Raw genomic sequence first — 26,990 nt, forward strand, 5'->3', positions numbered from 1 at the left:
AGCTCGCGGAATCACTCCCTGACCGCGCGTCGCCGCTCGGCGATGAGGTCGAGCCCGGCGTCGGTGTCGCCCAACACGAACAGCGCGTAGTACCGGAGGTAGGTCCGGATCGGCACCGAGACGAGCAGGGCGACCGCCGCGACCGCGAGCACGAACAGCAGGACCGAGACGGCGATCAGGGCCGCGCCGACGGGGGTGGCGACCGAGAGGAGCGCGACGCCGACGATCCCGGTGATCCCGAACGGGACCGCGGCCACGATCACGCCGAAGACGACCGCGACGCCCGAGACGACCCCGGTCGCGATCCGGATCACGAACGCGAGGGCGACGTACGCGGCGTACTGCTTCCACTGCCCCGTCAGCACGGGCCAGAACCGTCGCCACGCGGAGAGCAGCGACCCCCCCTCGACCAGCATCACGGGCACGACGAAGTTCGTGGTGAGGCCTCCGACGAGGCCGCTGACGGCGGCGAGGCCGACCAACACGGGAACCGCGAGAAGCAACACCCCGACGGCGACGGACGCGTCGCCGGAGAGCGCCGGCAACAGGGCTGGCGCGAGGGCCGCGGCGACGAGCGTCAGCGTGACGACGCCGAGGACGAGTCGGAAGCCGAAGAGGCGGACGCCGGCCCGCCAGCGGTCGCGCCAGTACCGCCGGATCGAGACCGCCTCGCGGCGAAGCGACTCGACGAAGACGAACTCCATGACAGACCCGACGAACAGGAGCCCGATCACGACCGCGGCGACGGCCCCGAGGACGACACCGATCACGAGCAGCTCGCCGCCGCTCGGGAGGACCGTTTCCGGGGCGGGCAGCTGCGGGAACGACCCCGGCTGAGAGCCGGTTCCGGTGGAGGCGCTCCCCCCGAGCTGCGACGGCGCGGAGCCCCCGGCGCCGCCGACGAAGAAGACGACGACCATCAGCCGGAGCCACCGCCCCGCGTCGAACGGCCAGAGCAGCGATCGCGTCGCCTCGACCGCGTCGTCGATCGCGTCGACGGCGTACAGCGTCATCGTCCAGCCTCGCGCGCGGCGGTGGTCACGCCGGTGTGCTCCCTCGGACCGGACCGGCGCGTCGCGTCGGTGCCTCGTGTCGGCGGTCGCGAGCCGCTCGGCCCGCGGGCACGTCCGCGTCGGTTCGACCGGGAGCGGCCGCCGTCGGAGGGTGAGCGCGGGGACCGGATTCGTGTCATCGCGCCCCTCAACGCCGCCGGGCCAATTAATCCTTGGTGGAAACCGGCGTCGACGCGCGCTCGTGAACCCCGTCCCGCCGGTCACCGGACGACGACTCGCCGGAGGTCGCCTCCGTACGCGAGGACGGCGACGCCGGCCGTCGCGACCGCGCCAATCGGGAGGACCGCCAGCCAGCCCGCGGTCGCGCCGACGCCGAAGCGCACGCCCAGCCCCGCGGCGACCCACAGCGTCGCGGCCGACGCGAGCAGGAGCAGTCCGCCCGTGACCCGACGGTCCTCGCGGCCGACTGCGATCCCGCACGTGGCGCTGCCGGCCGCGAGCAGGTGGAACCCGACCGCGAGCGGCCACGCTCGGATCGACGGTGGCAGGCTCGCGAACGGGCGGGGCTGGTCGAGGAAGTACGCCCACACCGGGTACCCCCCGAGGGCGCCGCCGTCGCCGCCGAGCGTCACGAACCCCCAGAGACTCACCAGCGTCGGGTCGCCCCCGCCGGGGACGACCGCCATCGGTACCGCGAGCAGCGTGACGACGAGGAGCCACTCGACGCGGCCGCTGGTCCGCGGCGACCGTGACTCCGCCGCCGAGCGCGATTCGGTTCCGGGCGGCGACGCCGGTCCCGAAGCGCCCTCCGGTTTCTCCATGCCCTCGGTTCGATCCCCGAAAGTAAGTATCGTCGGGGGACGCGGTCGAACGAGTGCCCGACCCCCCTCCCCCGTCAGGCGTAAGCGGTCGCCGCCCGTACCGTTCACGCGTGAACACGAACGACGGCGGCCATCACGACGCGGCGGTCGACGCGCTGGCGGCTCGCGAGTACGAGCGGGCGGGGAACCGGTACACGCGGGGCGGGCGGCGCGTGCTCGCCGACCCGCGCGACGGACTCGACCCCTTCGATCCGGACGAGAAGGGGTGGATCGGCCAGGGGCTCCAGCAGCTGCTCGCGGCGACCGTCGCGTACCGCGTCGCGGGCACGGACCGCCGAGCCACGCAGCGCGCGGTCGAGGGGATCGCCGCGGCGCGCGACTTCGAGACGGTGTTGGAGACGCCGGGACAGGCGGCCTGTCTCGCGGAGTTCGTCGCCGACTTCCGGGTGGCGGGCGACCTCGGCGACGCCGGAGCGGCCTACGACGTGGCGGCGGACCGATACGAGGCCGCGAGCGACGCGGTCGATTCCCCGCAGGCGCTGGCGACGACCCCGCTCTTCGAGGCCGCGGCCGCGACGGTCAAACAGGTCGCCCGCGGGCAGGCGGACGGCGAGATCGCGATCAAGTGGGAGGACCTCCACGGATCCGACCCGAGCCGCGCCGGCGACTTCCTCGCGCACCGGGCCCGGTTCAAGAAGCAGCGGTTCCCGAGCCTGCTCGAGCGTGCGGTCGCGGACGGCCACCTCGCGGCGCCGCGGGGGACCACTGAGTACAACAACGAGACCCACGAGTGTCCGAGCTGCGGGTCGAGCCACGTCAACTGGGCCGGCACCGGGATCCTCTGTCTGCGGTGTTCGACGCCGACCGAACAGGGTTGATCCGACGCCGACCGGAGGCGTCCGGCGAAAGCGACGTCGCCCCCGGTGACCGTCGTCGTCCGCTCGATCCGCGCGCCCCGTCGAACCGACTCGACGACGACCGGCGGCCTCGCCCCGGACGGCGATGACAACGGGCAGTACACGCCGGCGGCGAGCCGACTCGTCAGCGCGGGCGTGCGACCGCACTGACCCGGCTCCGATCGCCGGACGCGGAACCGGCCCCGACGGAAGACGAGCGTCCCCCGGCCGCCGCCTTCCGAACGGCGGGAGAGCCGTTGAGAACGGGCGCGTACCGGTCGGGGTTCCGTCGGTCTTCGAGGCGACGTCGACGGACGCGTTCAGTCGATCGGCAGCTTTTCGAGGGCTCTAAACGCGAAGCCGTACGCTCTCGGACCGAGTATACTGACGCCGAATCCGAGGAGGTAGAGCAACCGCGGATTGCGCTTACACGCCGCCAGCAGCTCCGCCCGGCCTCTCCGCGGCTGACCGTTGAGCAGGCACGTCTGTCCCAGTTGCCACTGGTGTCTGGACAGCAGTTCGGACCGGCTCCGGAACTTCTCCGCGTGCTTCTCTAACACGTGTTCGATGGCGTCGATCTGAGCCTCCTCGTCGGAGCTGATGCTGACTTCGTCGTGGTCCATCGATTTGACGACCAGCGGCTCCGGATCGTGTCCGAACTCGAACTGCTGGGAGATACGTAGCCACATCTCCCAGTCCTGTTGGCGCGGGAGCCCCTCGTCGAACAGACCGACCTCCTCGAAACACGCTCGTCTGACGAGCGCGGTCGACGTCGGGATGAAGCGGCCGTTCCCCTTCAGCAACTCCTCATGGATACTCCCCTCGTGCGCGTCCCGGTCAGGGTCGGGGCCGTACTGGCGACCGGAAGGGTACTCGAGCCAGTAGCCCGTGTAAACCACGCCGGTGCGGTCGGACGCGTTCCGCATAGCGCGCACCTGTCGTTCGAGCTTCTCCGGGTGCCACCTGTCGTCGCTGTCGACGAAGGCGAGGAAATCACCGTCCGCGTGCCGGATACCCGCGTTCCGCGCGACGTTGGCTCCCCTGTTTCGCCGGAACCGAACGTACCGTATCCGGCGGTCGTCGAAGTCCTCGACGACGGCGGGGGTGTCGTCCGTCGACCCGTCGTCGACGACGAGCAGTTCGAACCGGTCGTACGTCTGTCGGAGGACGCTTTCGACGACCGCGTCGATGGTGTGTGCCCTGTTATACGTGGGGAGGACCACGCTCACGACTGAACCACTCGTGTCCCGTTCGGCCATTTGTCATCAGAGGCGACAGTGAACGTTGTTCGCTGACTCGGTTAAATGTCGTATATGGTAAACGATGAGGTTCGATAAAATTGTTTCGGGAAAGGCGGCCTCGAGGGACCGTTACGTCCGCGTTCGATCGGCACGCCGCCGCCTCGGTCGGCGCTCAGGCGACGACGCTCACTCCGCGAGGAGGCTCTCGCCGTCGAAGTCGACGTCGACGTCGACGTCCAGCAGGTCGAGGACCGTCGGCGTCACGTCGAAGAGGTTCGCGTCGGACAGGTCGAGGTCCGCCTCGGTCGAGTACAGAAGCGAGTTCTCGAACTTGTGCATCCCGTTGCGGGGGCCCTGCGTGAACACCGCGTCCTTGCCGCCGAAGCCGGACTTGAGGTCGAACCCGTCCGCGGGGATGACGACCAAGTCGGGGGCTATCTCGTCGTGGGCGCCGTCGAAGACGGTCTCGCCTTTCACGATCCGCCGGCACACCTGCCGGCCGTCGGGGCCGGTGAGCGACTCGAGGTCCGAGATGAGCTCCTCGCGGACCGCCTCGTACTCGGACTCGGAGACGACGCCGTTCGGCTCGCGGCCCTCCACGTTGAGGTAGAATCGGCCCGGAATGAGCGAGTACGCGCGGGCGTCGTCGTCGATGTCGGAAAGCGAGTCGTGGTCGTCGTCCTCGTAGGAGAGCCACCCCTCCTCGGCGAGGAACTCGTTACAGTTCACCTCGTGGGTCAGCTCCGTGAACCCGTGGTCGGAGGCGACGATCAGCGTCGTGTCCTCGTCGAGTGAGTCGCGAATCTCGCCGACGTACTCGTCGAGCGTGCGGTAGAACTCCAGGAACTCCTCGGCGTACTCGCCGTCGTTCGCGTAGTCGCCGAACAGGAAGTGGTTCACCCGGTCGGTGCTCATGAAGACGCCGAAAAAGAGGTCCCAGTCGTCCTGTGCGAGGTAGTGCGAGAACGCGTCGTACCGCGCGTCGAGCGTCGCGTGGGCGTTCTCGATGAAGTCGGTCTTGTCGTCGTCGTGGCCGAGTTTGGCGTTGACGTCGATCCGGTAGTCGAAGTCGTCGAGCGTCGCGCGCAGCGACTCGTCGCTCGCGGCCGACTCCAGATCGGGCGAGAGGAATCCGGAGACCATCCGCTGGACGCGCGTCGACGGCGGGAACGTGACCGGGACGTTGAGGACGGTCGCGTCGCGGCCGGCGTCGGTGACGCGGTCCCACAGCCGGGTCGCCTTCACGTGGCGCCCGAGCGGGACGTACGTCTCGTAGGAGTCGACCTCGCGGTCCTGGAAGCCGTACACGCCGGTCTCGCCGGGGTTCACGCCGGTCGTGAGACTCGGCCAGCAGGCGCTCGACTCCGGCGGGACGATGCTCTCCAAGCGCCCGCCGGAGCCCGTCTCCGCGATGTCGGTCAGGTTCTCGAAGACGTCGGGGTGGTCCTCGACGAGGTCGAGCGGTACGCCGTCGATTCCGAGGAAGACGACGCGCCCGGCGTCGTCGCCGCGGAGCCGGTCGAACAGACCCATGTCGTGTGGTTCCGAGGCGGCCGGCATATCCCTTGTGTTCCGCGAGACGCGACTGCGCGATCGGTCAGTGCGAGACGCCGTGTCACAGTCGTCTGAGCGGCCGGAGCGCGCGGCCCGGCCGTCGGACGCGAGTCAGAAAGCCTATTTTCTTTCGCGCGGACGTATCTGGCGTATGAGCGACGACTTCCCGGCGAGCGTCGACGTCGACTACACCGACGGCGAGGGTGAGGACCCGGCGGACTACCCGTCGATCCAGCACAAAGTCGAGAAAGCGGTGGAGGTCACCCGCCGCGGACTCGAACAGTACGACAACCCCGCGGTGATGTGGACCGGAGGCAAAGACTCCACGCTGACGCTGTACTTCATCAACCAGGTGGCCGAGGAGTTCGGCTACGAGAAGCCGACCGCCGTCTTCATCGACCACTTCCAGCACTTCGATTCGATCACCGACTTCGTCGAGCACTGGGCCGACGAGTGGGACATCGAGCTGGTGTACGCCCGCAACGACGACGTCGGCGCGTACGTCGACGAACACGGGCTGGAGCCGGGCGACGACATCCCGGTCGACGCGCTCTCGGAGCACAATCAGCACCACATCCGGGAGATCTTAGAGTACGAGGAGGAGACGTTCCCGTTCCTCCTCGACACCTACGTCGGGAACCACCTGCTGAAGACGGTCGCGCTCAACGACGCCCTCGAAGAGTACGACATCGACGGCGTCATCTCCGGCGTCCGGTGGGACGAACAGGAGGCGCGCGCCGACGAGACGTTCTTCTCGCCGCGTCACGATCCGGACCTCTTCCCGCCGCACGACCGCATCCAGCCCATCCTCCAGTTCGCCGAGGCCGACGTGTGGGAGACGTTCTGGAACTACGTCGTGCCCGACTCCGTCGAGGCGTTCCCCGACGAGGGGTACGTCCCGCAGGCCGACGACGACCTGCCGGAGGGTGTCACGCAGGAGGACATCCCCATCTCGCCGAAGTACTTCGCCGGGTTCCGCTCGCTCGGCAGCGAGGTCTCGACGGACAAGACGACCGAGGAGCCCGCGTGGCTTCAGGACCTCGAGGGAACGACCGAGCGCGCCGGCCGCGCCCAGGACAAGGAGGACCTGATGGAGCGCCTGCGCGACCTCGGCTATATGTGATAGCCGCCGGGAACTGACTTTTCACCGCCGCGTTCTTTTCGCGATCCGCTCCCGAACGGCGCCCGCCCTCGGCCGCCTCGCCGACCGACGCTCAGCGCCCGCCCTCGGCCGCCTCGCCGACCGACGCGGTGAACCCCACCTCGCGGAGCCGCTCCGCGAGCGGGAGCCCGATGCCCGACGCGGGCGTCAACACGCCGCCGTCGAGCGGGGAGTCGACGTCGTCGCGCGCCAGACACACCGCCGACTCGCCGAGCATCCGCGCGGTCGCGCCGTAGCCGGGGTCGCGGTCGGCGCCGAACTCGGCCTCGACGGTGAACGAGCCGTCCGGCGCCGTGCCCCGCCCGATGACCCGTATCTCGAAGCTGCCGGCCTCGGCCTCGGCTCTGGTGGGCCCCTCGCCGGGCTCGGGGAAGACGTAGCGGCTGAGCGCCGACCGCACCGGCCCGACGGACATGGCCGTCTTGAACAGTCCGAGCCCGCCGGCGACGAGGCCGGCGGCGGCCGCACCTCTGGGGCCCGTCCCCGTCGTGACGACCTCGCTACACCGGAACTCGCGGCTCCACGGGTAGCCGAGCAGCGCGTTGCTCCGCCGGATGACCCGTTCGTTCACCGACGCCATCGGCGACGGGGCGGTCCACGCCGAGCGGAGCGCGTCCCTGCGGGGGAACCGCTGTTCGCCCGGGTCGACGCCGCTCCGCTCGCCGGCGGGAGCGAGCGAGTAGGGGTTCCGGATCGCCTCGCGGGCGAGCGGGTCGTCCGCGGCCGCGTCGAACAGCGCGACGAAGCTCGCCAGCGTGCCGCCGCTGACGCTCCCGCTCCCGCCTTCGAGGTAGATCCGGACCGTTTCGCAGTGCGCGTCGAACGTCTCCGCCGCGAACGACTGGACGAGAAGGGTGCCGATATCCGCCGGCACCGAGTCGAACCCGCAGCTGTGGACGATCCGGGCCTCGGCGTCGACCGCGGCCTCGTGGAACCGGTCGACCGTCTCCCGCACCCAGTTCACCTCGCCGGTGAGGTCGCAGTAGTCCGTGCCGGCCTCGACGCAGGCCTCGACGAGGGGCGAGCCGTACGTCGTGTACGGGCCGACCGTCGTACAGACGACCCGCGCGTCGCGAGCGATCGCGCGGAGGCTCTCGGGGTCCGTCGCGTCGCCGACCACGACGGGGACGTCGTCCCACGCGTCGCTGCGGCGGGTGAGTTCGTCGACGAGCGAGTCGAGTCGGTCGGGGCTCCGGCCGCCGACGGCCAGCGAGAGGTCCTCGGGCGCGTACCGCTCGGTGAGGTACTCCGCGACGAACCGGCCGGCGACCCCCGTGGCTCCCCAGAGGACGACGTCGTGTGTTCGATCGGTGTCCGTCATCTGCGCGGACGTACGGGCCGACGGCGGTAAACTGACGGGGGTCTCGGCACGCGCTAACTCTTTACCTCGCCAGCCGTTACTCGCACCATGGCCGTTGGCACCCGGTTGTCATTACAGCTCGCCGACTTCGGCACCCGCTCGCTCGTCACGCACAGCCTCATGGCGCTGGGGTTCGTCGGGGCCGTCGTCTCGGGACTGTTCGTCGAAGGACAGATAGGCACCATTTCGATGGCGGCGTTCATCAACTTCACCGCCGGGCTGTGGATCTCGCAGTCGATCCACTCGCTCGGCAACGCCGCCACCGAAGACGACTACCAGGGCGTTCTCAAAGAGCTGTTAGATCGTGTCTAGCGAGCCGGGGATCGACGGCGGCCGACTCGGGCGAACGCTCGTCCTGATCGGGTTCGTGACGACGGTGTTCCTGTTCCTCATCGCGAACCGGCTGTCCGGCGACACGTTCCGAATCGGCGCCGTGGCGATCGGGACCGTCGCGCTGATCACCGCGATCATCGGCTTCATCATCGCGGCCGGCAGCGCGGTCGAAGGGCACTAACGCGCCGTCTCGGCGCCGTCGGCGACGTACGGCGCACAGACCAGTTCGACCCCCTCCTCGAAGCTGACTTCCGGCTCCCAGCCGGTGGCCTCGTGGAATTTCGAGTAGTCCGCCATCGTGTCGTGGACGTAGCCGTCGAAGGGGCACTCGATGTACTCGGGGTCGACGTCCGTGCCGAGCGCGTCGTTGATCAGCCCGACCATCTCGTTGAACGTGTACGCCTCCTGGGTGCCGACGTTGTACACGCCCGTCAGCTCGTGGTCGGCGGCGAGCTCGCAGGCGCGGGCCACGTCGGAGACGTGCGTGAAGTCGCGCGTCTGCGACCCGTCGCCGAAGAGTTCGGGCGCCTCGCCCGACGCGATGGCGTCGGCGAACTGCGCGACCGTGTTCGCGTACTCGCCTTTGTGTTCCTCGTTGCCGCCGAAGCCCTGGTACACGGAGAAGAAGCGGAGTCCGGCCACGTTCATCTCGTGGTGGTTCGCGTAGTACTCGGCGTAGCGCTCGCGCGCGAGCTTCGACGCCTCGTAGGCGGTGCGGGCCTCGACGTCCATGTCGACCGGCGAGGGCTCGGTTCGGCTCCCGTAAATCGATGAGGTCGAGGCGTAGACGACGGTGTCACAGCCGTGCTGCCGGGCGCGCTCGACGGTGTTGACGAACCCCTCGACGTTGACGCGGCAGCCGCGCTGGGGGTCTGACTCGTGCATGTTCCGCGAGGAGAGCGCGGCGAGGTGGAAGACGACGTCGACGTCGGCGGGGAAGTCGCCGTCGACGACCGAGGCCTCGACGAACTCGACCGAGTCGTCGAGGTTCTCCGGGGTGCCGAGGTAGGTGTCGTCGACCGCGATCACGTCGTTGTCGGCCGCGAGGCGGTTCGCGAGGTTCGAGCCGATGAAGCCCGCGCCGCCCGTGACGAGGACGCGTTTGTCCTGCATGGATACGCCTTCTCCGAGGCGGGTGTTTAGCGCTTCGGTCGCGTCGGCTCGGCGGGGACAGCGGACGGCCCGACGAAAGCCATTTGCTCGCGGTCCCGCTACGAAGCGTACGAAATGTCGCCCCGTGACGCGGAACTGGTGATCGAGACGTGGCGCGTCCGCGAGCGGGACCTCCCGCGCGTCCCGCCGTCGGGATGGGGGAGCGTCGACCGGCTCCGTGAGGCCGTCTGTCTCGCGGTGGCGTGCGGCGTCGACGGGGTCGAGCGCGTCGAGCCGTTCGAGGGGCCGGCCTCCGAGCGCGAACGCTTCGCGGCGACGGTAACGAAGGAGTCGGTCGACGACGAGCTCGTTCGGGTGCGGCCGTCGTCGGACTCGTCGGACGGGGACGCCACGCCCGACGCGACGAGCGGACGGGACGAGGCGTTCGAGGACACGACGGAGCAGTTCGACCTCGACGAGGCGCTCGACCGGCTCTGACGCGGCCGCTCCGGAGGCGTGGCCTCGATCGCCCCCGTCGCGCTCCGAACTCTCGGACCGGTCACGGCCCGAGCGCGGCGATGTCCGCGCCGACGGCGGCGCGGGCGTCCGCCGGGTTCGGGTCGCTGTCGGCGAGGTGGGTCCACTCGCAGGCCGGAAGCGCCGCGAGCCGGTCGCGGATTCCGGGCTTGTAGGGAGCCGCCGCGGCGAGCCCCTCCGCGTCCCCCCAGACGTCGTCGATGACCGTCCGCGAGTCGATGCGAACCTCGACGGTCGCCGGCTCACACCGCGCCGCCAGCGCTTCGAGGCCGAGATGGAGGGCCGCGTACTCCGCGGTGTTGTTCTCGGAGCGCGCGCCGACCGGTCGACCGAGACGGACGGTCGGTCCGTCGGCGACTTCGAGCACCGCGCCCGCGCCGGCCGGTCCGGGGTTCCCCCGCGAACTCCCGTCGACGTAGAGGACCACGGCGTCGTCGGTCGGAGTCGTCCGGCGCTCGGGCGGGGCCGGCGGGTCGCCGGCGAGCACGTCCTCGGCGGCGCTTCGGATCTCCCCGTCGGTGGTCTCCGGGTCGAACAGTCCCCCGTACCCCGGGACGGCACCGTCGATGGCCGCTATCGCGGGGCCGATCTCGTAGTCGTACCGCGCGAGGACCTCGTCGACGCGAGTGGCGAGCGGGGAGAGCGTGCCCGTGGGAAGTCGGTCCACGCTACGCCTCTGGCGAGCGTCGATTTTCGTGCCGGTTCATCACTCTCGACAGGGCCAGCAGGCAGAAAAAGACGACGGCGGTGAGCGGCGCCGCGAGAGGGCGGTGGAGAGAACGCGGCCGGGTCGTCGACGGCGACGGTGACGTCGTCCGCCGCCGCCCAGCCAGAACCGTCTTTTCGATGGCCGGCGAACGGCGGGATATGTTCGGGACAAGCGGCGTCCGCGGCCCGGTCGGCGACGAGATCACGGCCGCCCTCGCGCTCGACGTGGGGCGCGCGCTCGCGACCGACGGCGCGGAGACCGTCGTGATCGGCCGCGACGCACGCGACAGCGGCGCGATGCTCGTGCGTGCGCTCACCGCGGGGCTCACCGAGTGCGGGACCGACGTCGTCGACGTCGGCGTCGAGGCGACGCCCACGGTCGCCCGCGCGGTCGTCCGCGAGGAGGCGGACGCTGGAGTGGTCGTCACCGCGTCGCACAATCCGGCGCCCGATAACGGGATCAAGCTCTGGACCGAGTCGGGGCGCGCGTTCGACGACGCGGGCAACGATCGGATCGCCGAAATCGTCGAGGCGGAGTCGTTCGACCTCGCGGCGGCCGACGCGATCGGTGCGGTCGAAGCCCGGGACGTGGTCGCTGGTGGCGACGCCCGACGGCTCCACGAGCGCGCCCTCCGCGAGAGCGTCTCCCTGCCCGACGACCTCTCGGTCGTCGTCGACCTCGGAAACGGGGTCGGCCGCGTCACGGCCGACGCGCTCCACGCGGCCGGCTGCGACGTGGAGACGCTCAACGGCCAGCGAGACGGGCGGTTCCCCGGCCGTCCGAGCGAGCCGACCGCGGCGAACTGCGAGACCGCCTGCGAGGTCGTGGCGGCGACCGACGCGGACCTCGGCCTCGTCCACGACGGCGACGCCGACCGGCTGATGGCCATCGACGAGCGCGGCCGGTTCGTCGGCGGCGACGCGCTGCTGGCGCTGTTCGCGCGGCGCGAGGCCGGCGCGGACGACCGCGTGGCGGTCCCGGTCGACACGAGCCTCCTCGTGGCCGACGCGCTCGCGGCGGTCGACGCGGAGGTGACGTACACGCCCGTCGGCGACGCGTACGTCGCCGCGGAAGCGGAGCAGCCGGGCGTCGTCTTCGGCGGCGAGCCGAGCGGCGCGTGGATCTGGCCCGACCGGACGCCGTGCCCCGACGGCCCGCTCGCGGCGTGTATTCTCACCGCGCTCGTCGGCGCCGAGGGCCCGCTCGCCGCGCTCGTCGACGACCTCCCCGAGTATCCGATCCGCCGCGACTCGGTGCGGACGGACGCCAAGTCGGCGATCGTCGAGCGCGTCGGCGAGGTCGCCGACGAGGAGTACGACGACGTCTCGACGCTCGACGGGATCCGCGTGGAGACGGAGACCGGGTGGTTCCTCGTCCGCGCGAGCGGGACCGAGCCCCTGGTGCGGATCACGGCCGAAGCGCGCGAGGCGGACGACGCCGACGCGCTCTTCGAGACCGCGCGAGGCCTCGTCGACCGCGCCGCCGAGGGCGCGTGACGAGACGGAACAGCGGCGTCCGGTGGGGGGCGGGAAGACCGACCGCAGCCCATAAACCGTCCCCCCGCGTCGGGCGCGTACATGTACGGAGTCGTGCTCGCGGCCGGCCGAGGGACTCGGATGCGACCGCTGACTGACCGCCGTCCGAAACCGCTCCTCCCGGTCGGGGACCGCTCGCTGCTCGAACGAGTGTTCGACACCGCCCGCGACGTCGTCGACGAGTTCGTCGTCGTGACGGGGTATCGCGGCGAGGCGATCCGCGACGGCGTCGGCGAGTCGTACCGCGGCCGACCGGTCCACTACGTTGAGCAGGCGGAGGCGCTCGGGACCGCCCACGCCGTGGCGCAGGCCGAGCAGGTCGTCGACGACGACTTCCTCGTGCTCAACGGCGACGTGGTCGTGGACGCGTCGCTCCCCCGGGCCCTCTCCGACGCGGGCGCTCCGGCGATCGCCGCCACCGAGGTTCCGGACCCGCGGGCGTACGGCGTGCTCTCGACCGCCGAGGACGGGTCGCTCGCGGGGATCGTCGAGAAGCCCGAGGACCCGCCGACGACCCTCGCGAACGTCGGCTGTTACGCGTTCGAGCCGGAGGTGTTCGACTACATCGAACGCACGCCCGAAAGCGAGCGCGGCGAGTACGAGATCACGACGACGATCGATCTCCTGCTCGGCGACGGCCGTCGGATCGACGTGGCGGCGTACGACGGCGCGTGGCTCGACGTGGGTCGCCCGTGGGAGCTCCTCGAAGCGAACGAGCTGGCGCTCGCCGAACTCGAAGACGAGCGCGCGATTTCCGGCACCGTCGAGGAGGACGTCCACCTCCACGGCCCCGTCGTCGTCGAGGACGGCGCGCGGGTCCGCTCGGGCGCCTACGTCGAGGGGCCGGCGCTGATCCGCGAGGGCGCCGACGTGGGACCGAACGCCTACGTCCGCGGCGCGACCGTGGTGGGGCCCGGTGCCCACGTCGGCCACTCGGTCGAGGTGAAGAACTCGGTGCTGATGGCCGACGCCTCGGTCGGGCACCTCTCGTACGTCGGCGACTCGGTGCTGGGCCGCGGGGTCAACTTCGGCGCGGGGACGAACGTCGCGAACCTCCGTCACGACGGCGAGAACGTCCGGATGACGGTCAAGGGAGACCGCGTCGACACCGGCCGACGGAAGCTGGGCGCGATCGTCGGCGACGGCGCGAAGACGGGGATCAACACCGCGCTGAACGCGGGCGTCGTGCTGGGCGCCGGCGAGACGACCGGGCCCGGCGAGGCGCTGACGCGCGACCGCCAGTCGGAGTAGCGCCGGGTCGACGCGAGGCCGGCTCACTCCCCTCTCCGCGCGTACCGACCGAAGACGTCGCCGACCGCGGTGGCCGACTCCTTGAGCCGCTCGGTGTACGCCGGGCGGTCCCACGTCGGCGGCGCGAACGAGACGGAGCGTAAGGTGCCGTCCGCGACGCCCGGGGCCGCGTGCGTGAGGTTCGTGTCGGCGTCGAGCGGCCGCGCCGTCCCGTCGGCGCCGGCGGGGACGTACGAGGCCGCGGCGACGTCGATCGACTCGAACGTCTCGTAGGCGTCGAGCCCGTCGGTCCAGAGGTCTCCGAGGCGTCGCCGCCGGCTTGGGTCGGCGACGTTGAGCAGTTGCCACGGGAGCCGGAGCTCGATCGCGTCGGCCGACGGGGCGACGTGAACGTCCGCCAACGAGTCGTACTCGGGCGACTCCGGGTTGCCGTTCCCGTAGCGCAGCCGCCCCGTCTCCACGGACCGGAAGGGGACGCGCTCGTCGGTCACCGGGACGGTGTAGCCGCGGTTGATAACCAGCCGCAGCGGCGTGAAATCGCCGGGATCGGGGTCCCGGTACCGGTCGAGGTCGAGGCCGGCTTCGGCCCCGTACTCGTACGCGAAGGCGTCGTAGCGGGGGTAGACCGTCATCCGGGAGGCGTCGGGGCCGCCGAGCCGGACGACGAAGTCGGCGGGCGCCGTCGCGTCCGCCCCGTACGGGAGCGCCCGCGCGCCGGTGTCGGTGGTCCCGAGCGCGATGAGGTAGTTGGTCGCGTCCCAGTCCGGCCCCCCGTCGAGTCCCGCGAGCTCGAGCCGCACGTTGAGGTACGCCGCGTCGCTCGCGACGCGGACCGCCGTCAGTTCGCGCGCCGCGTCGGCGCCGTCATCGATCCGGACGGGCTCGCGCTCCGGCGTCGCGGCCGTCGCGTCCGCCCACGCCTCGAGCGAGCCGTCGAGCGGGACGGCGTCGGCCGGGTCGAAGGCGAGCAGCCCGAACCGCTGTTCCGGCGTCTGGACGTTCGACCAGAACGGCCGGCGGTTCGGGTCCGAGAAGGGCGCGAGGTTCCACGTCCGCTTGAACCACTCGTCGTGCCAGCTGAACACGACCCCGCCGGCGGTCCCGGCCTCGCGGATGTCCGCGTACATCGCGGCGAGTATCTCGCCCTGTTCGCTCTCGGTGAGGCGTCCCTGATCGCGGCCGTGGACGTCTCGCTGGGCGATCCCGCGCGAGGAGGGGACGCCGAACTCCGCGACGAGCAGCGGGTGGTCGGTGGCGCCGACGAGGTCGTTCAGGTAGCCCGCGTAGCTGTTCGGCTCGCCGCGGTGGTCGACGTAGTCGGCGTACGCGGGCGTCTCGTTCAGCAGCGGCGGGTAGTACGGGTAGACGTGGTAGGCGGCGAACGTCCCGGCGTCGTACGCGTCCGTCGCGGCGAGCGCGTCGGGGTCGACGGAGACGGCGTCCTCGTTGACGAACGGCTCGTACGGGTGTTCGAGCGGGTCGGTCGTCACCCAGTTCGTGAACGCCGCGGGGCGACGCGCGCCGTACGCGCGGTCCTCGTACGCGACCGCGGCGTCGAGGCGGGCGGCAAGCCACGCCTCGAACGGGGACCCGTCGGGCGCGGTGACGAACTCGCCGTCGTAGCCGGTCGCCTCGTTCACTCGGTTCGTCTCGCGGACGACCGCGGGCGGCCACTCGATGCCGGCGACGTAGCCGAGGACGGCGTCGCTCACGTCGACGTCGTAGGTGCCGCTCGCGTACCCCGGCTCGGGCTCGACCGTCGTCGCGCCGTGGACGGCGTCGACGACCTGCCGCATCGAGCGGTCGAACGAGGCCGACAGCGACGTCGCGTCGCCGGCCTCCCGGAGCGTCTCCTCGCCGATCCAGTTCCCGTGGAGGACGTAGACGGGGTCGGCGTGCGAGCGGTTGTACGCGGCGAGCGCCCGGTAGAACGCCGGGGGATGGACGGTGTACACGCGGACGACGTTGACGTTCAGCTCGCCCATCATCTCGAGCCAGCGGTCGTACTCCGCACGGGTGATCGCCGCTTCTCCGGGGAACCGCCCGGGCTTCGCCATCCCGAGGTTCACGCCGCGGACGGACACGGGCCCGAAGGGCCCGCCGTCGACTGCGACCTCGAAGCCGTCGTCGCCGACACGAAACCGGCGGGAGGGGCCCTTGCCCGCGCCGGAACCGTCGCCCTCCGACGCGTCGGCGTCGCCGCGGAAGCCGCAGCCGGCGGTCCCGACCGCTCCCGCCACCCCGACGCGACCGAGAAACCGGCGTCTGCGCACACACGTCAGTACGGGTGGCGAATGTTAAGCCTACCTGCCGGACTGAGCGACGGGCGGGCGGAACTCGCGCTTTTATCAAATCCCGCCCCGTAGCGTCGGTAAGGACCGCTTACTCAGCATGTCATCCAACACGATACGCCGGGATCCGTTCAGGAGCCTGCTACAGCTTACCGCGGCCGACCTCACGACCGAAGAGCGAATCCGGAAGGCGCTCGACGTCGGCCGTGAGTACCTCGGCGTCGACAACGGCGTCCTCTCGTACACGGGCGGGGGCCGGTACGAGGTCGTCGAGACCAACATCGAGAGCGGCCCGTACGCGAAGGGCGGGTCGGTCGACCTCGAGGGCACGTGGTGCCGCCACGTGGTCGACGGCGGGCGGACGCTCGGGTTCGCCGACGCCCGGAAGACGTCCTACCGCGGCGACGACGCGCTCGACACGACGGGGCTTCACTGTTACGTGGGCGCCGCGGTAGAGGTCGACGGCGAGACGTACGGAACCCTGTGTTTCTCCGACGAGGAGCCGCGCTCGGACCCGATCTCCGATCGCGAGCGAGACTTCATTTCCGTCCTCGCCGAGTGGGTGAGCTCCGAGCTGGAACGGCAGAAACACTACGCGGAGCTGCGGGAGCAGAACGAGCGCCTCGACGAGTTCGCGGGCATCGTCGCTCACGACCTCCGGAACCCGCTCGCGGGCGCGATCGGGTTCACCGAGCTCGCACAGGATCACGTCAGCGGCCAGGCGGCCGAGTTCCTCGACCGCGTCCGGGGCGCGCTCGACCGCATGGAGACGATGATCGCCGAGTGTCTCATGTTGGCGAAGGAGGGAACGGACGTCGGCGAGCGGACGCGGGTCGACCTCGAAGGGGTCGTCCGCGACGCGTGGGACTCGGTGCGGACGCGAAACGCGACGCTGTCGGTCGAGGTCGCCGCCGGCACGACCGTCAGCGCCGACGAGATGCGGCTCCGGCGGCTTCTCGAGAATCTGTTTCGCAACTGCGTCGAACACGGCGGGCCGGACGTCGCGGTGACGGTCACCGGCGACGACGACGGCTTCACCGTCAGCGACGACGGCCCGGGGCTCCCCGCGGACGTCGAACGCGCGCTCACCGCGGCCGACGCGGAGAACATCAGGTCGTTCGGGCTCGGGCTGTTGGTCGTCCAGCGCGTGGTCTCGGGGCACGGCTGGGACCTCGCCGTCGACAGCGACGGCGGCGGGACGCGCTTCGCCGTGACCAACCTCAACACCGCGGAGCCGGTTCACGAGGGCCTGACCGCGGGCTGATCGGTCGCGGACTACTCGCGCACGTCGACCGCGTCGACCACCCAGACGAACCCCTCGTCGCCGGCGCCGACCGCGGCGTCGCGAACCCACACGAAGCCGCCGTCGCCCGCGCCGAGCGCCGGGTCGGTCGTCCAGACGAAGCCGCCGTCGCCGAGGCCCTCGGAGAAGTCCGTCGTCGCGGCGAGCCGCACGCTCCCGGCGTCGTCGACCGCGAGGACGTAGCCGCCCTCACCCGCACCGAGCGTCGGGTCGGTCGTCCAGACGAACCCACCGTCGCCGGCCGAGAAGTCGGAGGTCCAGACGAACCCGCCCTCGCCGACGCCGACGGTCAGGTCCACGACGGACGCGAACGCGCCGGGATGACCGTCGCTCGCGATGCGGTCGAGCCACCGGAGCCCGTCGGTACCGGACTCGTCGGCAAGCCGGGTCGCCCAGACGGACTCGCCGTCGTCCGAGGCGGGCGTCGGCTCCGCGGTCGCGGTCTCGTCTCCGGCGTCGCCGTCCGCGACATCGTCGTTCACTGCCGCGGGCTCGCCGCTGTCGGCCGCCGCGACGCCACCGGCAGCGGCGGCTCCCGCGACGGTTCCGGCCGCCGCGCCGCCGGCCTCCTCACCGCCGAAGCCCCTCCGCTCCATCACGCCCCACGACTGCTCGCCGCGGAGGAACTCGATCAGGCCGTGCCAGGCGACGACCGTCTTCCACTGACGGTAGCCGAAATTCTCCAAGACGCCGTACCAGAGCAGCCGGGCTGCGTCCCACGGCGACTCGTAGCGGTTGTAGCTCCACACCTCGCTGAACACGCCGAACCACGAGAGGAACACGCCCGCGCCGACGGTGAGCAGCAGGAAGGTGAGGAAGAACTCGACGTTGAGGATGCCGAGATACCAGCCGAGCGGGAGCAGCACGTAGCCGAACCCCTCGATGAGCGGGCCGATCGCCTCCGCGGCGGTGAAGAAGGGGAGGACGACCGTCCCGACGCGACCGTAGCGGCGGCGGAAGAAGAGCCCGCGGCTGGCGACGACCGTCTCTAACATCCCGCGGTACCAGCGGCGCCGCTGACGGCCCAGCGACCGGAGCGACTCCGGCACCTCCGTCCACGCGACTGGCTCGGGGACGAACTCGATCCGGTAGTCGACGTCGTTGTCCGAGAGGTGTTCGTGGAGGCGGACGACCACGTCGAAGTCCTCCGTGATCGTGTCGTGGCGGTAGCCGCCGATCTCGCGCACGCGGTCCGTCCGGAACACGCCGAACGCGCCGGAGATGAGGATCAGCCCCTTGAGCCGGGCGAGCCCGAGCCGCCCGGAGTAGAAGGCCCGCAAGTACTCCATCACCTGGACCCCGGCGAGTCCGGTCTTCGGGAGGTTGGTTTCTTTCACCTGGCCGTCCTGAACGACGCAGTTGTTGGCCACTCGGATGGTGCCGCCGCTGGCGACCGTCCGCGAGGGCTCCTCGAGGAACGGCGAGACGACGTCGAGCAGCGCGTCGCGGTCGATCACGGTGTCGGCGTCGACCGCGCAGAACAGCTCCTGGTCGGTGAGCCAGACGCCGGCGTTGAGCGCGTCGCTTTTGCCGCCGTTCTCCTTGTCGACGACCAACAGGTTCTCGTGGGTCGCCGAGCGGTACACACCGCGGATCGGCTCCGAGGGCACGTCGTACGGGACCTCGGCGTCGACGGGCCGCAGCCCGAACGCCTCCTTGAGCCGGTCGAGGGTGGCGTCCGACGAGCCGTCGTTGACGACGACGATCTCTTGGTCGGGGTAGTTGAGCGCGAGCATCGAGCGCACGCTCTCGACGATGTTGGCCGCCTCGTTGTACGCCGGCACGACCATCGCGACGCCCGGGTAAAACGGGCTGTCGAACGCGCGGAACGAGGGCTTCCACTCCGACTCGCGGACGCTGTCGCGGAGTTGGAACAGCGCGAGCACGTGGATCAGCAGGTAGCCGACGTTGATCAGCAGGTAGTACGTGACGATGAACACGCCCGACCCGACGACGAGCGTCGTCCCGATGCTCTCCAAGGTCGTCATCCGCGCACCTCGTCGTAGAGGCGCTCGCGGTCCCGGGAGATGTCGCGCGCAAGCCGGTCGAAGCGGGCGTGTTCGGCCGCCCATATCCACGCGACATCGAACGGAGCCGCGTCGGGAGCGGGCGGCTCGGGCCCGGTCGCGGACGGCTCGGCGCCGGTAGCCGTCGAAGCGTACGTCGCCTCGCCGCCGGGCCGTGGCGATTCGCGCGGCGCGGGCGTTGCGTCCGGGCCCCGCTGGGCGATCAGCGTTGCGGCCGCGGCGACTCGGGAGCGCGGCGCCGGGTCGGCCCTTCCGGCGGCGTCGATCGCCGCGAGCGCAGTCGCATCGCCCCACACCCCGAGCGCCCGGTAGGCGTCGGCGCGGACCGCCGGCGCCGGCTCGTCGGGAATCGCGCCGAGGTCGACCGCGTCGCGAACCCGGGGGTTCCACCCGTAGGCGCCAAGCGCCCGCCACGCGGCCCCGCGTACGCTCGGCTCCGAGCTCGACAGCGCCGCGACGACCCACGAGAGGTCGGCGTCGCCGATCACGGTGGTGAGGTGGCGGACGACGAGCAGCGCCTGTCGCTGGAGCGCAGGCGGCCACGCCGCGAAGTCGGCGGCCGCCCGCTCGAAGAACGGGCTCGGATCGCCCTCGGCGACGCGGTAGAGGGTGTCCACGCCGAACACCGAGAACGAGTCGGGGTCGTCGCGGAGCAGGAGGTCCACGCCGGTCGCCGCGCAGTCGTCCGCCCCGGCGGCGTACAGCACCTTGGCGGCCGCGGCGCGCTCGCGCGCCGTCTCGGTACAGTGCGCCCTGAGCAGGTCGCGGTCAGGGGCGTCACGGAGCAGCGCGAGCCAGACTAAGGCGTGAATACGGTCCCAGTAGTCGCCGTCGGCGATGTGGCGGCGCGACCGCTCTCCGATGCCGAGCGCCCGCCCGAGCCCGGCCAACGACTCGGCGTCGCGGCCGTCGAGTTCGCGGAGGTACACGTCGAGAAGCGACTCCAGCACCGCCTGCTCGGTCGCCGAGAGGCCGGCGACCCACGCGTCCCACGCCGGGTCGTCGCGCCCGTAGAGCCGGTCGAGCAGTTCGGACCGCAGCGCGGCCCGCATCGGCTCCCGGCGCCGGCTTCGACGGGCGGCCACGACCGAGTAGCCGATCGTGACGACCGCCGCCGCGACCAGCAGCGAACCGAGCACGACGACGCCGAACGCGAGCACCCGCGACTGCGAGCCAGCGAGGGGGCCGTAGACGGACGACGCCGTGGTCGGGGCCGCGAACAGCACGCTTACCTCCCGACCAGTCGGTCGATGCGGGCCAGCAGCTCGTTCGGGCTGAACGGCTTCGTGAGGTACTCGTCGGCGCCGGAGTCGAGCCCCTCTAACACGTCGGCCTCCTGACCGCGCGAGGTGAGCATCACGACGGGCACGTCGGGGTCGACGGCGAGCTCGCCGCGTCGGATCGTCCGCAGCACCTGGGTTCCCTTCATTCGGGGCATCATCACGTCGAGGACGACGACGTCGGGCGTGACGCCGCCGTCCAGCGCCTGCCGACACTCCTCGCCGTCGTGACACACCGTCAGGTCGTAGCCCGCGTTCGACAGCTTGTACTGGAGGATCGACCGGATCGTCTCGTCGTCGTCAGCGATGACGGCCGATTTCGACACATAAAGTATAGACACGCTGCTCTACTTGACTCTTCTCCAACGGCCCGCCGTCGCGCGAACGATTTAACACCCGGACGGGCGAGGTGTACGGTATGGCTACCGACTCCGTGACCGCGGTGATCCTCGCCGCGGGTGAGGGACGACGGTTAGCGCCGCTGACGAACCGACGCCCGAAGCCGATGGTCCCCGTGGCGAACCGACCCCTGCTGGAACACGTCGTCGAGGCCGTGACGGCGACCGACGTCGACCGGATCGTCCTCGTCGTCGGCTACGAACAGGAGCGCATCCGGAACCACTTCGGCGACGGCGACGACTGGGGCGTCACGATCGAGTACGTCGAACAGACCACCCAGCTCGGCACCGGCCACGCCGTCCTCCAGGCCGAGCCGGTCGTCGACGGCCCCTTCGTCGTGCTCAACGGCGACCGGATCGTCGACCCCTCGATCGTCTCGCAGATGCGCGACAGGGCACGCGACGGCGACCTCCCCGCGATGGCGGTCACGACCGCGGCGAGTCCCCGAGAGTACGGCGTCGTCACCCTCGACGGCGACCGCGTGACGGCCATCGACGAGAAGCCGGAAGGCCCGGTCGAGACCAATCGGATCAACGCCGGCGTCTACGGGTTCTCGACCGACGTGTTCGACGCGATCCGCGAGACGCACGCGACCGGCGAGCTGGCGATCACGGCGACGCTCAACGACCTCGCCGGGCGCGAGCGGCTGTCGGCGGTCCGCTACGACGGGCGCTGGCTCGACGTGTCGAACCTCTGGGACCTGCTGGCCGTCAACGCGGGGCTGGTCGAGGAGGCCTCGACGCCCGAGTCCGCGGGCGCGAGCCTCGGCGACTCGGTGAGCGTCGCCGACGACGTGGCGCTCGCGGGCAACGTGCGCGTCGGGCCGAACGTCACGCTCGGCGGCAGCACCGCGATCGGCAGCAACGCGACGGTCGAGGCGGGCGCGGTCGTCGAGAACGCGGTGGTCTTCCCCGACGCCGTGATCGGCGCGGGGGCCGTGGTCCGGGACGCGGTCGTCGCCGGTAACGCGCGGGTCGGCCCCAACGCGACGATCGCCGGCGAGCCGGCGACGGTCGTCGTCGGCGACGCGGTCCATCACGGCGTCGAACTCGCCGGCGTGGTCGGGGACAACGCGACCGTGGGCGCCGGCGCGACGCTCACCGACGGCGCGGTCGTCGGCGACGACGTGACGGCCGACGCGGGGGTCGTGATCGACGACCGCGTCGAATCGGGCGCGGTCGTGCGGAGGGGGTAATCATGTGCGGCATCACCGGCTACGTCGGCGACGGGATCGCACTGGACGACGGAGATAGCGACGGCAGCGTACCGGACGGCGACGAGGGCGGCGCCGCGGGCGACGGCGGGTTCGCCGGCGTGGGCGACATCGTCCACGAGGGGCTCCGCAACTTGGAGTACCGCGGCTACGACTCGGCGGGCGTCGCGCTCGTCGGCGAGGCGAGCGGGCTCACCGTCGCGAAGCGGTCGGGCGAGGTCAACAACCTCACCGTGCCCGACGTGCCCGACGCGTCGCTCGGGGTCGGCCACACGCGCTGGAGCACGCACGGGCCGCCGACGGACGCGAACGCCCACCCGCACACCGACTGCGTCGGCGAGGTCGCGGTCGTCCACAACGGGATCGTCGAGAACCACGAGGCGCTCAAACGGGATCTGGCCGACCACGAGTTCACGAGCGACACCGACACCGAGGTCATCCCGCACCTGATCGAGGAGGAACTCGACGCGGATTCTGAAACGACCCTCCTCGACGCGGTCCGGGCCGTCGAGGACCGCTTGGAGGGGAGCTACGCGATCTGTGCGGTCCGCGAAGGGGAGGACGAAATTGTCGTCGCGCGCCGCGGGAGCCCGCTCGTGTTGGGCCGCGGCGACGACGCGACGTTCGTCGCCAGCGACGTGACGGCGTTCCTCGAACACACCCGCGACGTGACCTACCTCGAGGACGGCGACGTGGCGGCCCTGTCAGCCGACGGGGTCGAGGTCTACGCCGACGGCGAGTCGGTCGACCGCGGCGTCGAGACGGTCACCTGGGAGGCCGACGCCGCCGAGAAGGGCGGCTACGACCACTACATGCGCAAGGAGATCCACGAGCAGCCCGAGTCGCTCCGCCAGACCATCGCGGGGCGGCTCGACGTCGACGGCGGCGACGTCGACCTCGACGTCTCGTTCCCGCCGGGCTTTCTCGCCGATCTGGAGGAGATCCAGATCGTCGCCTGCGGTACCTCCAACTACGCGGGGCGATACGCCGCGCAGCTGTTCGAGGAACTCTCAGGGGTACGCGCGACCGTCGAGATCGCCAGCGAGTACGAGTTCGGCGCCGGCCGCAGTCCGGACCGGACGCTCGTGGTGGCGGTGACACAGAGCGGCGAGACCGCCGACACGCTCGGCGCGGTTCGCCGCGCGAACGCCGCCGGCGCACGGACGTTCGCCGTGACGAACACGCTCGGGAGCACCGTCACGCGCGAGGTGGACGACACCGCGTTCATCCGCGCCGGCCCCGAGATCGGCGTCGCGGCGACGAAGACGTTCGCCTCGCAGGTGGCGACGCTGACGATGCTCGCGGTGGCGATCGGCCGCGAGCGCGGCGCACTGGCCGCGGCCGACGCGCGGCCCGTGTTAGAGGGGCTCCGCGACCTCCCTGGCGCGGTCCAGCAGGTGCTCGACGCAGAACCGACGGTGCGGGAGGCCGCGACCGAGTACGGCGACAGCGAGGCGTTCTTCTTCGTCGGGCGGCAGCTCGGCGTGCCGGTGGCGCTGGAGGGCGCGTTGAAGCTCAAGGAGATCTCCTACGACCACGCCGAGGGGTTCGCCGCCGGCGAGCTGAAACACGGCCCGCTCGCGCTGGTGACGCCCGACACGCCGGTGTTAGCCGTCTTGACCGACGGGTCGCGCGCCGACGAGACGATGAACAACGTCACCGAGGCGCAGACGCGCGGCGCGCCCGCCATCGGCTGCGTCTCCGCGGGCGAGGAGTACGCCACGCTGGACGTGTCGCTCCCGGTTCCGGACGTGGGACTCGTCGAGCCGCTCGTCGCGAACGTCTACCTCCAGCTGTTCGCGTACCACGTGGCGAACGACAAGGGCCGGTCGATCGACAAGCCGCGGAACCTCGCGAAGAGCGTGACGGTCGAGTAGTCTGCCCTCCGCTTCGGTCCTACCAGGTCAGCCCTTCGTACGTAATCCCGTCGCGTCGCTCGATGACACGTCGCCCGTCGACGACGATCGGGGTCGCCATCGCGTCGAACTCCGCGTCGAGCGCGGCGAACTCGTCCCAGTCGGTGACGACGACCGCGCCGTCGGCGCCGTCGAGCGCCCCCGCGGCCGAGTCGGCGTACGTCACGTCGTCGACGTAGTTCGGGGCGTTGTCGGCCGCGACCGGGTCGTAGGCGGTGACCGTCGCGCCGCGTTCTTGGAGGTCGTCGATCACCGGAATCGCGCGGGAGTTCCGCATGTCGTCGGTCCCGGGCTTGAACGCGAGGCCGAGGACGGCGATCTCGGCGCCCTCGAACTCGCCCTCGAGATGTTCGGCTAGCAGAGCGACCAGCCGCGCCGGCTGGCGGTCGTTGACCTCGACCGCGGCGTTGAGTACGGCCGGCTCGTAGCCGGTCGCCTCCGCCGCCGAGATAATTGCGCGGGTGTCTTTCGGAAAACATGAGCCTCCCCACCCCACGCCGCTCTGGAGGAACTGTGCGCTGATCCGGTCGTCGAGCCCGATCGCGTCGGCGACCTCGTAGGCGTCGACGCCGAGCTCCTTACAGATGTTTCCGAGGTCGTTGATGAGGCTGACCTTCGCCGCGAGGAAGCCGTTGTTGGCGTACTTGATCATCTCGGCGGTGCGCGTGTCGGTCTCGACGACCGGCGCGTCGGCCGCCTGGACGAGCGGGTCGAACACCGCGCGCATGTCCTCCAGCGCGCGGTCGTCGTCCGCGCCGAGGACGACCTTGTCCGGACTCAGGAAGTCGTGGACCGCCGTCCCTTCTCGGAGAAATTCCGGGTTCATCCCGACGCCGAAGTCCTCCCCGGCGGTCTTGCCGCTCTCCCGTTCTAAGATCGGCGTGATCGTGTCTGCCGTCGAGCCGGGGACGACCGTGCTCTTGACGACGACGGTGTGCCAGCCGGGCGCGTCGGCGAGCGTCTCCCCCAGTTGGCTCGCGCCGGCCTCCATGATCGACAGGTCGATGCTGCCGTCGTCGTTCTGCGGGGTCGGGAGACAGAGGAACGTCACCTCGGTGTCGCGGACGGCCGCGTAGTCGGTTGTCGCCCGGAGCCGGCCGCTGCCGTTCGGACCGGCGTGCTCGGCGATGAGCTCCGAGAGGCCCTCCTCGTGAATCGGCGCGTCGCCGGCGTTGATCGTTTCGACGACGGACTCGTCGATGTCGATGTTGACGACGTCGTGGCCGAGGTCCGCGAAGCAGGCGGCGACCGTCGTGCCGACGTAACCGCTGCCGATGATAGAGAGATTCATTCTGGGTGCCCTTTCGAGAATCTCCGACAAGAAACGTTGGATCGGGAGAACAAACTCCTCCGACAGGCGCACTCATAGCAAAGAGATGTTCAGACGATCTGAACAGTATAGGCTAGTATACTGTGCGCCGATAGCGTGTGTATCTGATATTTTCCTTGTTTCTCTTCCCATCTGAACACCGCCTCTCAGGGCGTCAATAAATATTTATTCTGAAAGACAAGATGCCTATTAAATGAGTCTTACAGACCGATTTGTTAGCCGGTTAAGATCCGAGGGACTACTCTTTTCCCTTCACTTAGTACTACGACATCTGGTAGGAATAAATATCATAAACTTGTACAACGCGATTCGTTTCCGAGAACACCGAATCGTCACTTCGTGCGATATCTCTATGGTCCTTCCCAAGAGTACAGAGATACCACACCCAATTGGAATCGTTATCGGACACGAGGCCAAAGTCGGAGCGAACGTCCGTATTCAACAGCACGTAACGCTGGGGCGCCCCATTCCTGAAAGGTCCGCAGGGTATCCAAAAGTAGGTGACGGCGTGGTCATCGGTACTGGTTCGACAGTCTTAGGTGATGTTTCGGTCGGAGAAGATGCCAGAATTGGTGCGAATTCAGTGGTTCTTAACGATGTTTGCCCCGATACAACCGTAGTTGGTTCGCCGGCTACCGAGATAGATCAATCTCAGTAATCATTTCAACACACTCTCGAACAGCTTAAGATACGACCGCGAGATATCGTGCCAGCTCTCCAACTCGTTTTCGTTTATCATCGCTCTGTGAGCCGCAGGAGAGTTCCCCCCGATCTTGTCAATTTCGGACGCAATCGTTTCTGGTTTCGGTTCTGTGAATATTAGGTTATCGTAGTCGTACCACTGCTTCATCGCGGGAATAACAAGAGTTGAAATTCCTGCGGCCGTGTACTCCTTGAGCTTCAGTGGTTGCTCAGCGTCGATGAGGCACAGACCGAGATCAGCGTGCGCCAAGAATCCCGGAACTAAATCGTAATCGAACGAGCCGAGGAAGTGGGCGTTGGATCTGTTCGATACGATACTGTTGATGTCCGCGCCCCGATCTTTGCCGATGAAAACGAACTCCCAATCAGGGAGCCGTTCCGACGCCTCACCAATTTCCCCAAGATGATATCGTTCGACCATGCTACCGGTGTAGATGGCGATCCGGCTGTCGGGATCGATTCCATGCTCCTCAAGGATGGTTCTACTTTCGTTCACCGCCCACTCCGCTGGCTCCGCGAAACGGTCGTAATCCACGGCGTTCGGGAGTCGAACCGGATCTGAAACCCCTCGATCGATCGCCTCTTGATAAGATGATTCGTAGACGAACACCGATTTGTCCGATCGTCGGAGAACGAACCACTCATACCGCTCCAACATGCTGAATAGAGCCCGTGGAAGGTCCCGTATCTGCGATAGCGGATCCGTAACATCTCCGACGAAGGGCTTCCGAAGTGCGATGGAGAGTGGATACCCGACGTACAGTCCCATCCGTACCGTTCCGACAATTACGTCGTAATCGCCGGTGATAGCCGCATAAGTGGCGGGAAATGCGCTGGTTCCGGTCGCATCAACAAGCGTTACGTCAACGTCCATCTCGGCGAGGTGTTCGGAGATTCGCTCGCGTCTAACGCTCACGTTGTCGCCGGTATCGGGGCGGAGCCAAAGTACATCCATTATACTTCAGTGGGTTGGACCTAGCGGGTTTGAATCAGCGATCTCGGTGACCTTCCCGACTTTCTGTCGC

Annotated in this window: 25 protein-coding genes; 12 read left to right on the plus strand and 13 right to left on the minus strand. The window is 69.7% G+C overall.

Annotation, left to right across the window (positions count from 1 at the left end):
• Window positions 1–11: 11 nt before the first annotated feature.
• The gene (locus ACZ5KW_RS13115) at window positions 12–1,013 is read right to left on the minus strand and encodes a DUF7544 domain-containing protein (RefSeq protein WP_343778146.1); all 1,002 of its coding nucleotides are present in this window, start codon (window positions 1,011–1,013) and stop codon (window positions 12–14) included.
• A gap of 260 nt (window positions 1,014–1,273) precedes the next feature.
• Window positions 1,274–1,834: a TIGR04206 family protein gene (locus ACZ5KW_RS13120; RefSeq protein ID WP_343778147.1), complete on the minus strand. Its 561-nt coding sequence runs from the start codon at window positions 1,832–1,834 to the stop codon at window positions 1,274–1,276.
• Window positions 1,835–1,944: 110 nt separating this feature from the next.
• Between ACZ5KW_RS13120 and ACZ5KW_RS13125 the strand changes: the two genes are divergently transcribed.
• Together ACZ5KW_RS13125 and ACZ5KW_RS13130 are read left to right on the plus strand one after the other, a co-directional pair.
• Window positions 1,945–2,712, plus strand: coding sequence for a hypothetical protein (locus ACZ5KW_RS13125; protein WP_343778149.1), 768 nt, complete (start codon window positions 1,945–1,947; stop codon window positions 2,710–2,712).
• Window positions 2,713–2,757: 45 nt separating this feature from the next.
• Window positions 2,758–2,901, plus strand: a complete 144-nt coding sequence (locus ACZ5KW_RS13130) for a hypothetical protein (RefSeq protein ID WP_343778151.1) — start codon at window positions 2,758–2,760, stop codon at window positions 2,899–2,901.
• A 149-nt stretch (window positions 2,902–3,050) separates the two neighbouring features.
• On the opposite strand, the gene ACZ5KW_RS13135 is transcribed toward ACZ5KW_RS13130, so the two are convergent.
• Together ACZ5KW_RS13135 and ACZ5KW_RS13140 are read right to left on the minus strand one after the other, a co-directional pair.
• Window positions 3,051–3,989 (minus strand): glycosyltransferase family 2 protein, encoded by a 939-nt coding sequence (locus ACZ5KW_RS13135; RefSeq protein WP_464388572.1) that lies wholly within the window; start codon window positions 3,987–3,989, stop codon window positions 3,051–3,053.
• A 168-nt stretch (window positions 3,990–4,157) separates the two neighbouring features.
• Complete coding sequence (locus ACZ5KW_RS13140; RefSeq protein WP_343778154.1) at window positions 4,158–5,504, minus strand: alkaline phosphatase family protein; 1,347 nt, start codon at window positions 5,502–5,504, stop codon at window positions 4,158–4,160.
• Window positions 5,505–5,676: 172 nt separating this feature from the next.
• Between ACZ5KW_RS13140 and ACZ5KW_RS13145 the strand changes: the two genes are divergently transcribed.
• Window positions 5,677–6,648 (plus strand): phosphoadenosine phosphosulfate reductase family protein, encoded by a 972-nt coding sequence (locus tag ACZ5KW_RS13145; protein ID WP_343778156.1) that lies wholly within the window; start codon window positions 5,677–5,679, stop codon window positions 6,646–6,648.
• Window positions 6,649–6,739: 91 nt separating this feature from the next.
• Here ACZ5KW_RS13145 and ACZ5KW_RS13150 read toward each other — a convergent pair whose 3' ends face one another.
• Window positions 6,740–8,008, minus strand: coding sequence for a saccharopine dehydrogenase family protein (locus ACZ5KW_RS13150; RefSeq protein ID WP_343778158.1), 1,269 nt, complete (start codon window positions 8,006–8,008; stop codon window positions 6,740–6,742).
• Window positions 8,009–8,095: 87 nt separating this feature from the next.
• On the opposite strand from ACZ5KW_RS13150, the gene ACZ5KW_RS13155 reads away from it, so the two are divergent.
• Window positions 8,096–8,359, plus strand: coding sequence for a hypothetical protein (locus ACZ5KW_RS13155; RefSeq protein WP_343778160.1), 264 nt, complete (start codon window positions 8,096–8,098; stop codon window positions 8,357–8,359).
• Complete coding sequence (locus tag ACZ5KW_RS13160; RefSeq protein ID WP_343778161.1) at window positions 8,352–8,561, plus strand: hypothetical protein; 210 nt, start codon at window positions 8,352–8,354, stop codon at window positions 8,559–8,561. Before ACZ5KW_RS13155 ends, ACZ5KW_RS13160 begins: the two co-directional genes overlap by 8 nt.
• Here ACZ5KW_RS13160 and ACZ5KW_RS13165 read toward each other — a convergent pair.
• Window positions 8,558–9,493 (minus strand): NAD-dependent epimerase/dehydratase family protein, encoded by a 936-nt coding sequence (locus ACZ5KW_RS13165; protein WP_343778162.1) that lies wholly within the window; start codon window positions 9,491–9,493, stop codon window positions 8,558–8,560. The genes ACZ5KW_RS13160 and ACZ5KW_RS13165 overlap by 4 nt on opposite strands.
• 114 nt (window positions 9,494–9,607) lie before the next feature.
• Between ACZ5KW_RS13165 and ACZ5KW_RS13170 the strand changes: the two genes are divergently transcribed.
• Window positions 9,608–9,970, plus strand: coding sequence for a hypothetical protein (locus ACZ5KW_RS13170; RefSeq protein WP_343778164.1), 363 nt, complete (start codon window positions 9,608–9,610; stop codon window positions 9,968–9,970).
• A 61-nt stretch (window positions 9,971–10,031) separates the two neighbouring features.
• On the opposite strand, the gene ACZ5KW_RS13175 is transcribed toward ACZ5KW_RS13170, so the two are convergent.
• Window positions 10,032–10,676, minus strand: coding sequence for a ribonuclease HI family protein (locus ACZ5KW_RS13175; protein WP_343778166.1), 645 nt, complete (start codon window positions 10,674–10,676; stop codon window positions 10,032–10,034).
• Window positions 10,677–10,876: 200 nt separating this feature from the next.
• On the opposite strand from ACZ5KW_RS13175, the gene glmM reads away from it, so the two are divergent.
• Window positions 10,877–12,214, plus strand: coding sequence for a phosphoglucosamine mutase (gene glmM / locus ACZ5KW_RS13180; protein ID WP_343778168.1), 1,338 nt, complete (start codon window positions 10,877–10,879; stop codon window positions 12,212–12,214).
• Window positions 12,215–12,295: 81 nt separating this feature from the next.
• Window positions 12,296–13,504, plus strand: coding sequence for a bifunctional sugar-1-phosphate nucleotidylyltransferase/acetyltransferase (glmU, locus tag ACZ5KW_RS13185; RefSeq protein ID WP_343778170.1), 1,209 nt, complete (start codon window positions 12,296–12,298; stop codon window positions 13,502–13,504).
• 23 nt (window positions 13,505–13,527) lie between these two features.
• Here glmU and ACZ5KW_RS13190 read toward each other — a convergent pair whose 3' ends face one another.
• Window positions 13,528–15,744 (minus strand): hypothetical protein, encoded by a 2,217-nt coding sequence (locus ACZ5KW_RS13190; RefSeq protein WP_343778259.1) that lies wholly within the window; start codon window positions 15,742–15,744, stop codon window positions 13,528–13,530.
• 151 nt (window positions 15,745–15,895) lie between these two features.
• Here ACZ5KW_RS13190 and ACZ5KW_RS13195 point away from each other — a divergent pair, with 151 nt between their 5' ends.
• Window positions 15,896–17,059, plus strand: a complete 1,164-nt coding sequence (locus tag ACZ5KW_RS13195) for a sensor histidine kinase (protein ID WP_343778172.1) — start codon at window positions 15,896–15,898, stop codon at window positions 17,057–17,059.
• Window positions 17,060–17,070: 11 nt separating this feature from the next.
• Here ACZ5KW_RS13195 and ACZ5KW_RS13200 read toward each other — a convergent pair whose 3' ends face one another.
• From ACZ5KW_RS13200 to ACZ5KW_RS13210, 3 genes are all read right to left on the minus strand, one after another.
• Window positions 17,071–19,086 carry a glycosyltransferase family 2 protein gene (locus tag ACZ5KW_RS13200; protein WP_343778174.1) on the minus strand — a complete coding sequence of 672 codons (2,016 nt, stop codon included), beginning with the start codon at window positions 19,084–19,086 and terminating at the stop codon, window positions 17,071–17,073.
• Window positions 19,083–20,177 carry a HEAT repeat domain-containing protein gene (locus ACZ5KW_RS13205; RefSeq protein WP_371153041.1) on the minus strand — a complete coding sequence of 365 codons (1,095 nt, stop codon included), beginning with the start codon at window positions 20,175–20,177 and terminating at the stop codon, window positions 19,083–19,085. The genes ACZ5KW_RS13200 and ACZ5KW_RS13205 overlap by 4 nt, the downstream gene beginning before the upstream one ends.
• 176 nt (window positions 20,178–20,353) lie before the next feature.
• Window positions 20,354–20,731 carry a response regulator transcription factor gene (locus ACZ5KW_RS13210; protein ID WP_343778178.1) on the minus strand — a complete coding sequence of 126 codons (378 nt, stop codon included), beginning with the start codon at window positions 20,729–20,731 and terminating at the stop codon, window positions 20,354–20,356.
• A gap of 92 nt (window positions 20,732–20,823) precedes the next feature.
• Between ACZ5KW_RS13210 and ACZ5KW_RS13215 the strand changes: the two genes are divergently transcribed.
• Window positions 20,824–21,999 carry a sugar phosphate nucleotidyltransferase gene (locus ACZ5KW_RS13215; protein WP_343778180.1) on the plus strand — a complete coding sequence of 392 codons (1,176 nt, stop codon included), beginning with the start codon at window positions 20,824–20,826 and terminating at the stop codon, window positions 21,997–21,999.
• Window positions 22,000–22,001: 2 nt separating this feature from the next.
• On the plus strand, window positions 22,002–23,894 hold the full coding sequence (gene glmS / locus ACZ5KW_RS13220; protein WP_343778182.1) for a glutamine--fructose-6-phosphate transaminase (isomerizing): 1,893 nt from the start codon (window positions 22,002–22,004) through the stop codon (window positions 23,892–23,894).
• Between the two features lie 19 nt (window positions 23,895–23,913).
• Here glmS and aglM read toward each other — a convergent pair whose 3' ends face one another.
• The gene (gene aglM, locus ACZ5KW_RS13225; RefSeq protein WP_343778184.1) at window positions 23,914–25,224 is read right to left on the minus strand and encodes a UDP-glucose 6-dehydrogenase AglM; all 1,311 of its coding nucleotides are present in this window, start codon (window positions 25,222–25,224) and stop codon (window positions 23,914–23,916) included.
• A gap of 391 nt (window positions 25,225–25,615) precedes the next feature.
• On the opposite strand from aglM, the gene ACZ5KW_RS13230 reads away from it, so the two are divergent.
• Window positions 25,616–25,921, plus strand: coding sequence for a serine O-acetyltransferase (locus ACZ5KW_RS13230; protein ID WP_343778260.1), 306 nt, complete (start codon window positions 25,616–25,618; stop codon window positions 25,919–25,921).
• Here the strand turns inward: ACZ5KW_RS13230 and ACZ5KW_RS13235 are convergent, their stop codons facing one another.
• Window positions 25,922–26,920, minus strand: coding sequence for a glycosyltransferase family protein (locus ACZ5KW_RS13235; protein ID WP_371153037.1), 999 nt, complete (start codon window positions 26,918–26,920; stop codon window positions 25,922–25,924).
• Window positions 26,921–26,990 lie beyond the last annotated feature (70 nt).

Source organism: Halorubrum ejinorense (genome assembly GCF_055389685.1).

What these genes read in the sequence shown, in the direction of transcription:
- ACZ5KW_RS13195 (WP_343778172.1), top strand. Translation starts at nt 15,896, where the DNA reads ATGTCATCCAACACGATACGCCGGGATCCGTTCAGGAGCCTGCTACAG.
- aglM (WP_343778184.1), bottom strand. Translation starts at nt 25,224, where the DNA reads ATGAATCTCTCTATCATCGGCAGCGGTTACGTCGGCACGACGGTCGCC.
- ACZ5KW_RS13170 (WP_343778164.1), top strand. Translation starts at nt 9,608, where the DNA reads ATGTCGCCCCGTGACGCGGAACTGGTGATCGAGACGTGGCGCGTCCGC.
- ACZ5KW_RS13150 (WP_343778158.1), bottom strand. Translation starts at nt 8,008, where the DNA reads ATGACGGACACCGATCGAACACACGACGTCGTCCTCTGGGGAGCCACG.
- ACZ5KW_RS13235 (WP_371153037.1), bottom strand. Translation starts at nt 26,920, where the DNA reads ATGGATGTACTTTGGCTCCGCCCCGATACCGGCGACAACGTGAGCGTT.
- ACZ5KW_RS13140 (WP_343778154.1), bottom strand. Translation starts at nt 5,504, where the DNA reads ATGGGTCTGTTCGACCGGCTCCGCGGCGACGACGCCGGGCGCGTCGTC.
- ACZ5KW_RS13200 (WP_343778174.1), bottom strand. Translation starts at nt 19,086, where the DNA reads ATGACGACCTTGGAGAGCATCGGGACGACGCTCGTCGTCGGGTCGGGC.
- ACZ5KW_RS13155 (WP_343778160.1), top strand. Translation starts at nt 8,096, where the DNA reads ATGGCCGTTGGCACCCGGTTGTCATTACAGCTCGCCGACTTCGGCACC.
- ACZ5KW_RS13145 (WP_343778156.1), top strand. Translation starts at nt 5,677, where the DNA reads ATGAGCGACGACTTCCCGGCGAGCGTCGACGTCGACTACACCGACGGC.
- glmM (WP_343778168.1), top strand. Translation starts at nt 10,877, where the DNA reads ATGTTCGGGACAAGCGGCGTCCGCGGCCCGGTCGGCGACGAGATCACG.
- ACZ5KW_RS13230 (WP_343778260.1), top strand. Translation starts at nt 25,616, where the DNA reads ATGGTCCTTCCCAAGAGTACAGAGATACCACACCCAATTGGAATCGTT.
- ACZ5KW_RS13120 (WP_343778147.1), bottom strand. Translation starts at nt 1,834, where the DNA reads ATGGAGAAACCGGAGGGCGCTTCGGGACCGGCGTCGCCGCCCGGAACC.
- ACZ5KW_RS13215 (WP_343778180.1), top strand. Translation starts at nt 20,824, where the DNA reads ATGGCTACCGACTCCGTGACCGCGGTGATCCTCGCCGCGGGTGAGGGA.
- ACZ5KW_RS13135 (WP_464388572.1), bottom strand. Translation starts at nt 3,989, where the DNA reads ATGGCCGAACGGGACACGAGTGGTTCAGTCGTGAGCGTGGTCCTCCCC.
- glmS (WP_343778182.1), top strand. Translation starts at nt 22,002, where the DNA reads ATGTGCGGCATCACCGGCTACGTCGGCGACGGGATCGCACTGGACGAC.
- glmU (WP_343778170.1), top strand. Translation starts at nt 12,296, where the DNA reads ATGTACGGAGTCGTGCTCGCGGCCGGCCGAGGGACTCGGATGCGACCG.
- ACZ5KW_RS13115 (WP_343778146.1), bottom strand. Translation starts at nt 1,013, where the DNA reads ATGACGCTGTACGCCGTCGACGCGATCGACGACGCGGTCGAGGCGACG.
- ACZ5KW_RS13205 (WP_371153041.1), bottom strand. Translation starts at nt 20,177, where the DNA reads ATGCGGGCCGCGCTGCGGTCCGAACTGCTCGACCGGCTCTACGGGCGC.
- ACZ5KW_RS13165 (WP_343778162.1), bottom strand. Translation starts at nt 9,493, where the DNA reads ATGCAGGACAAACGCGTCCTCGTCACGGGCGGCGCGGGCTTCATCGGC.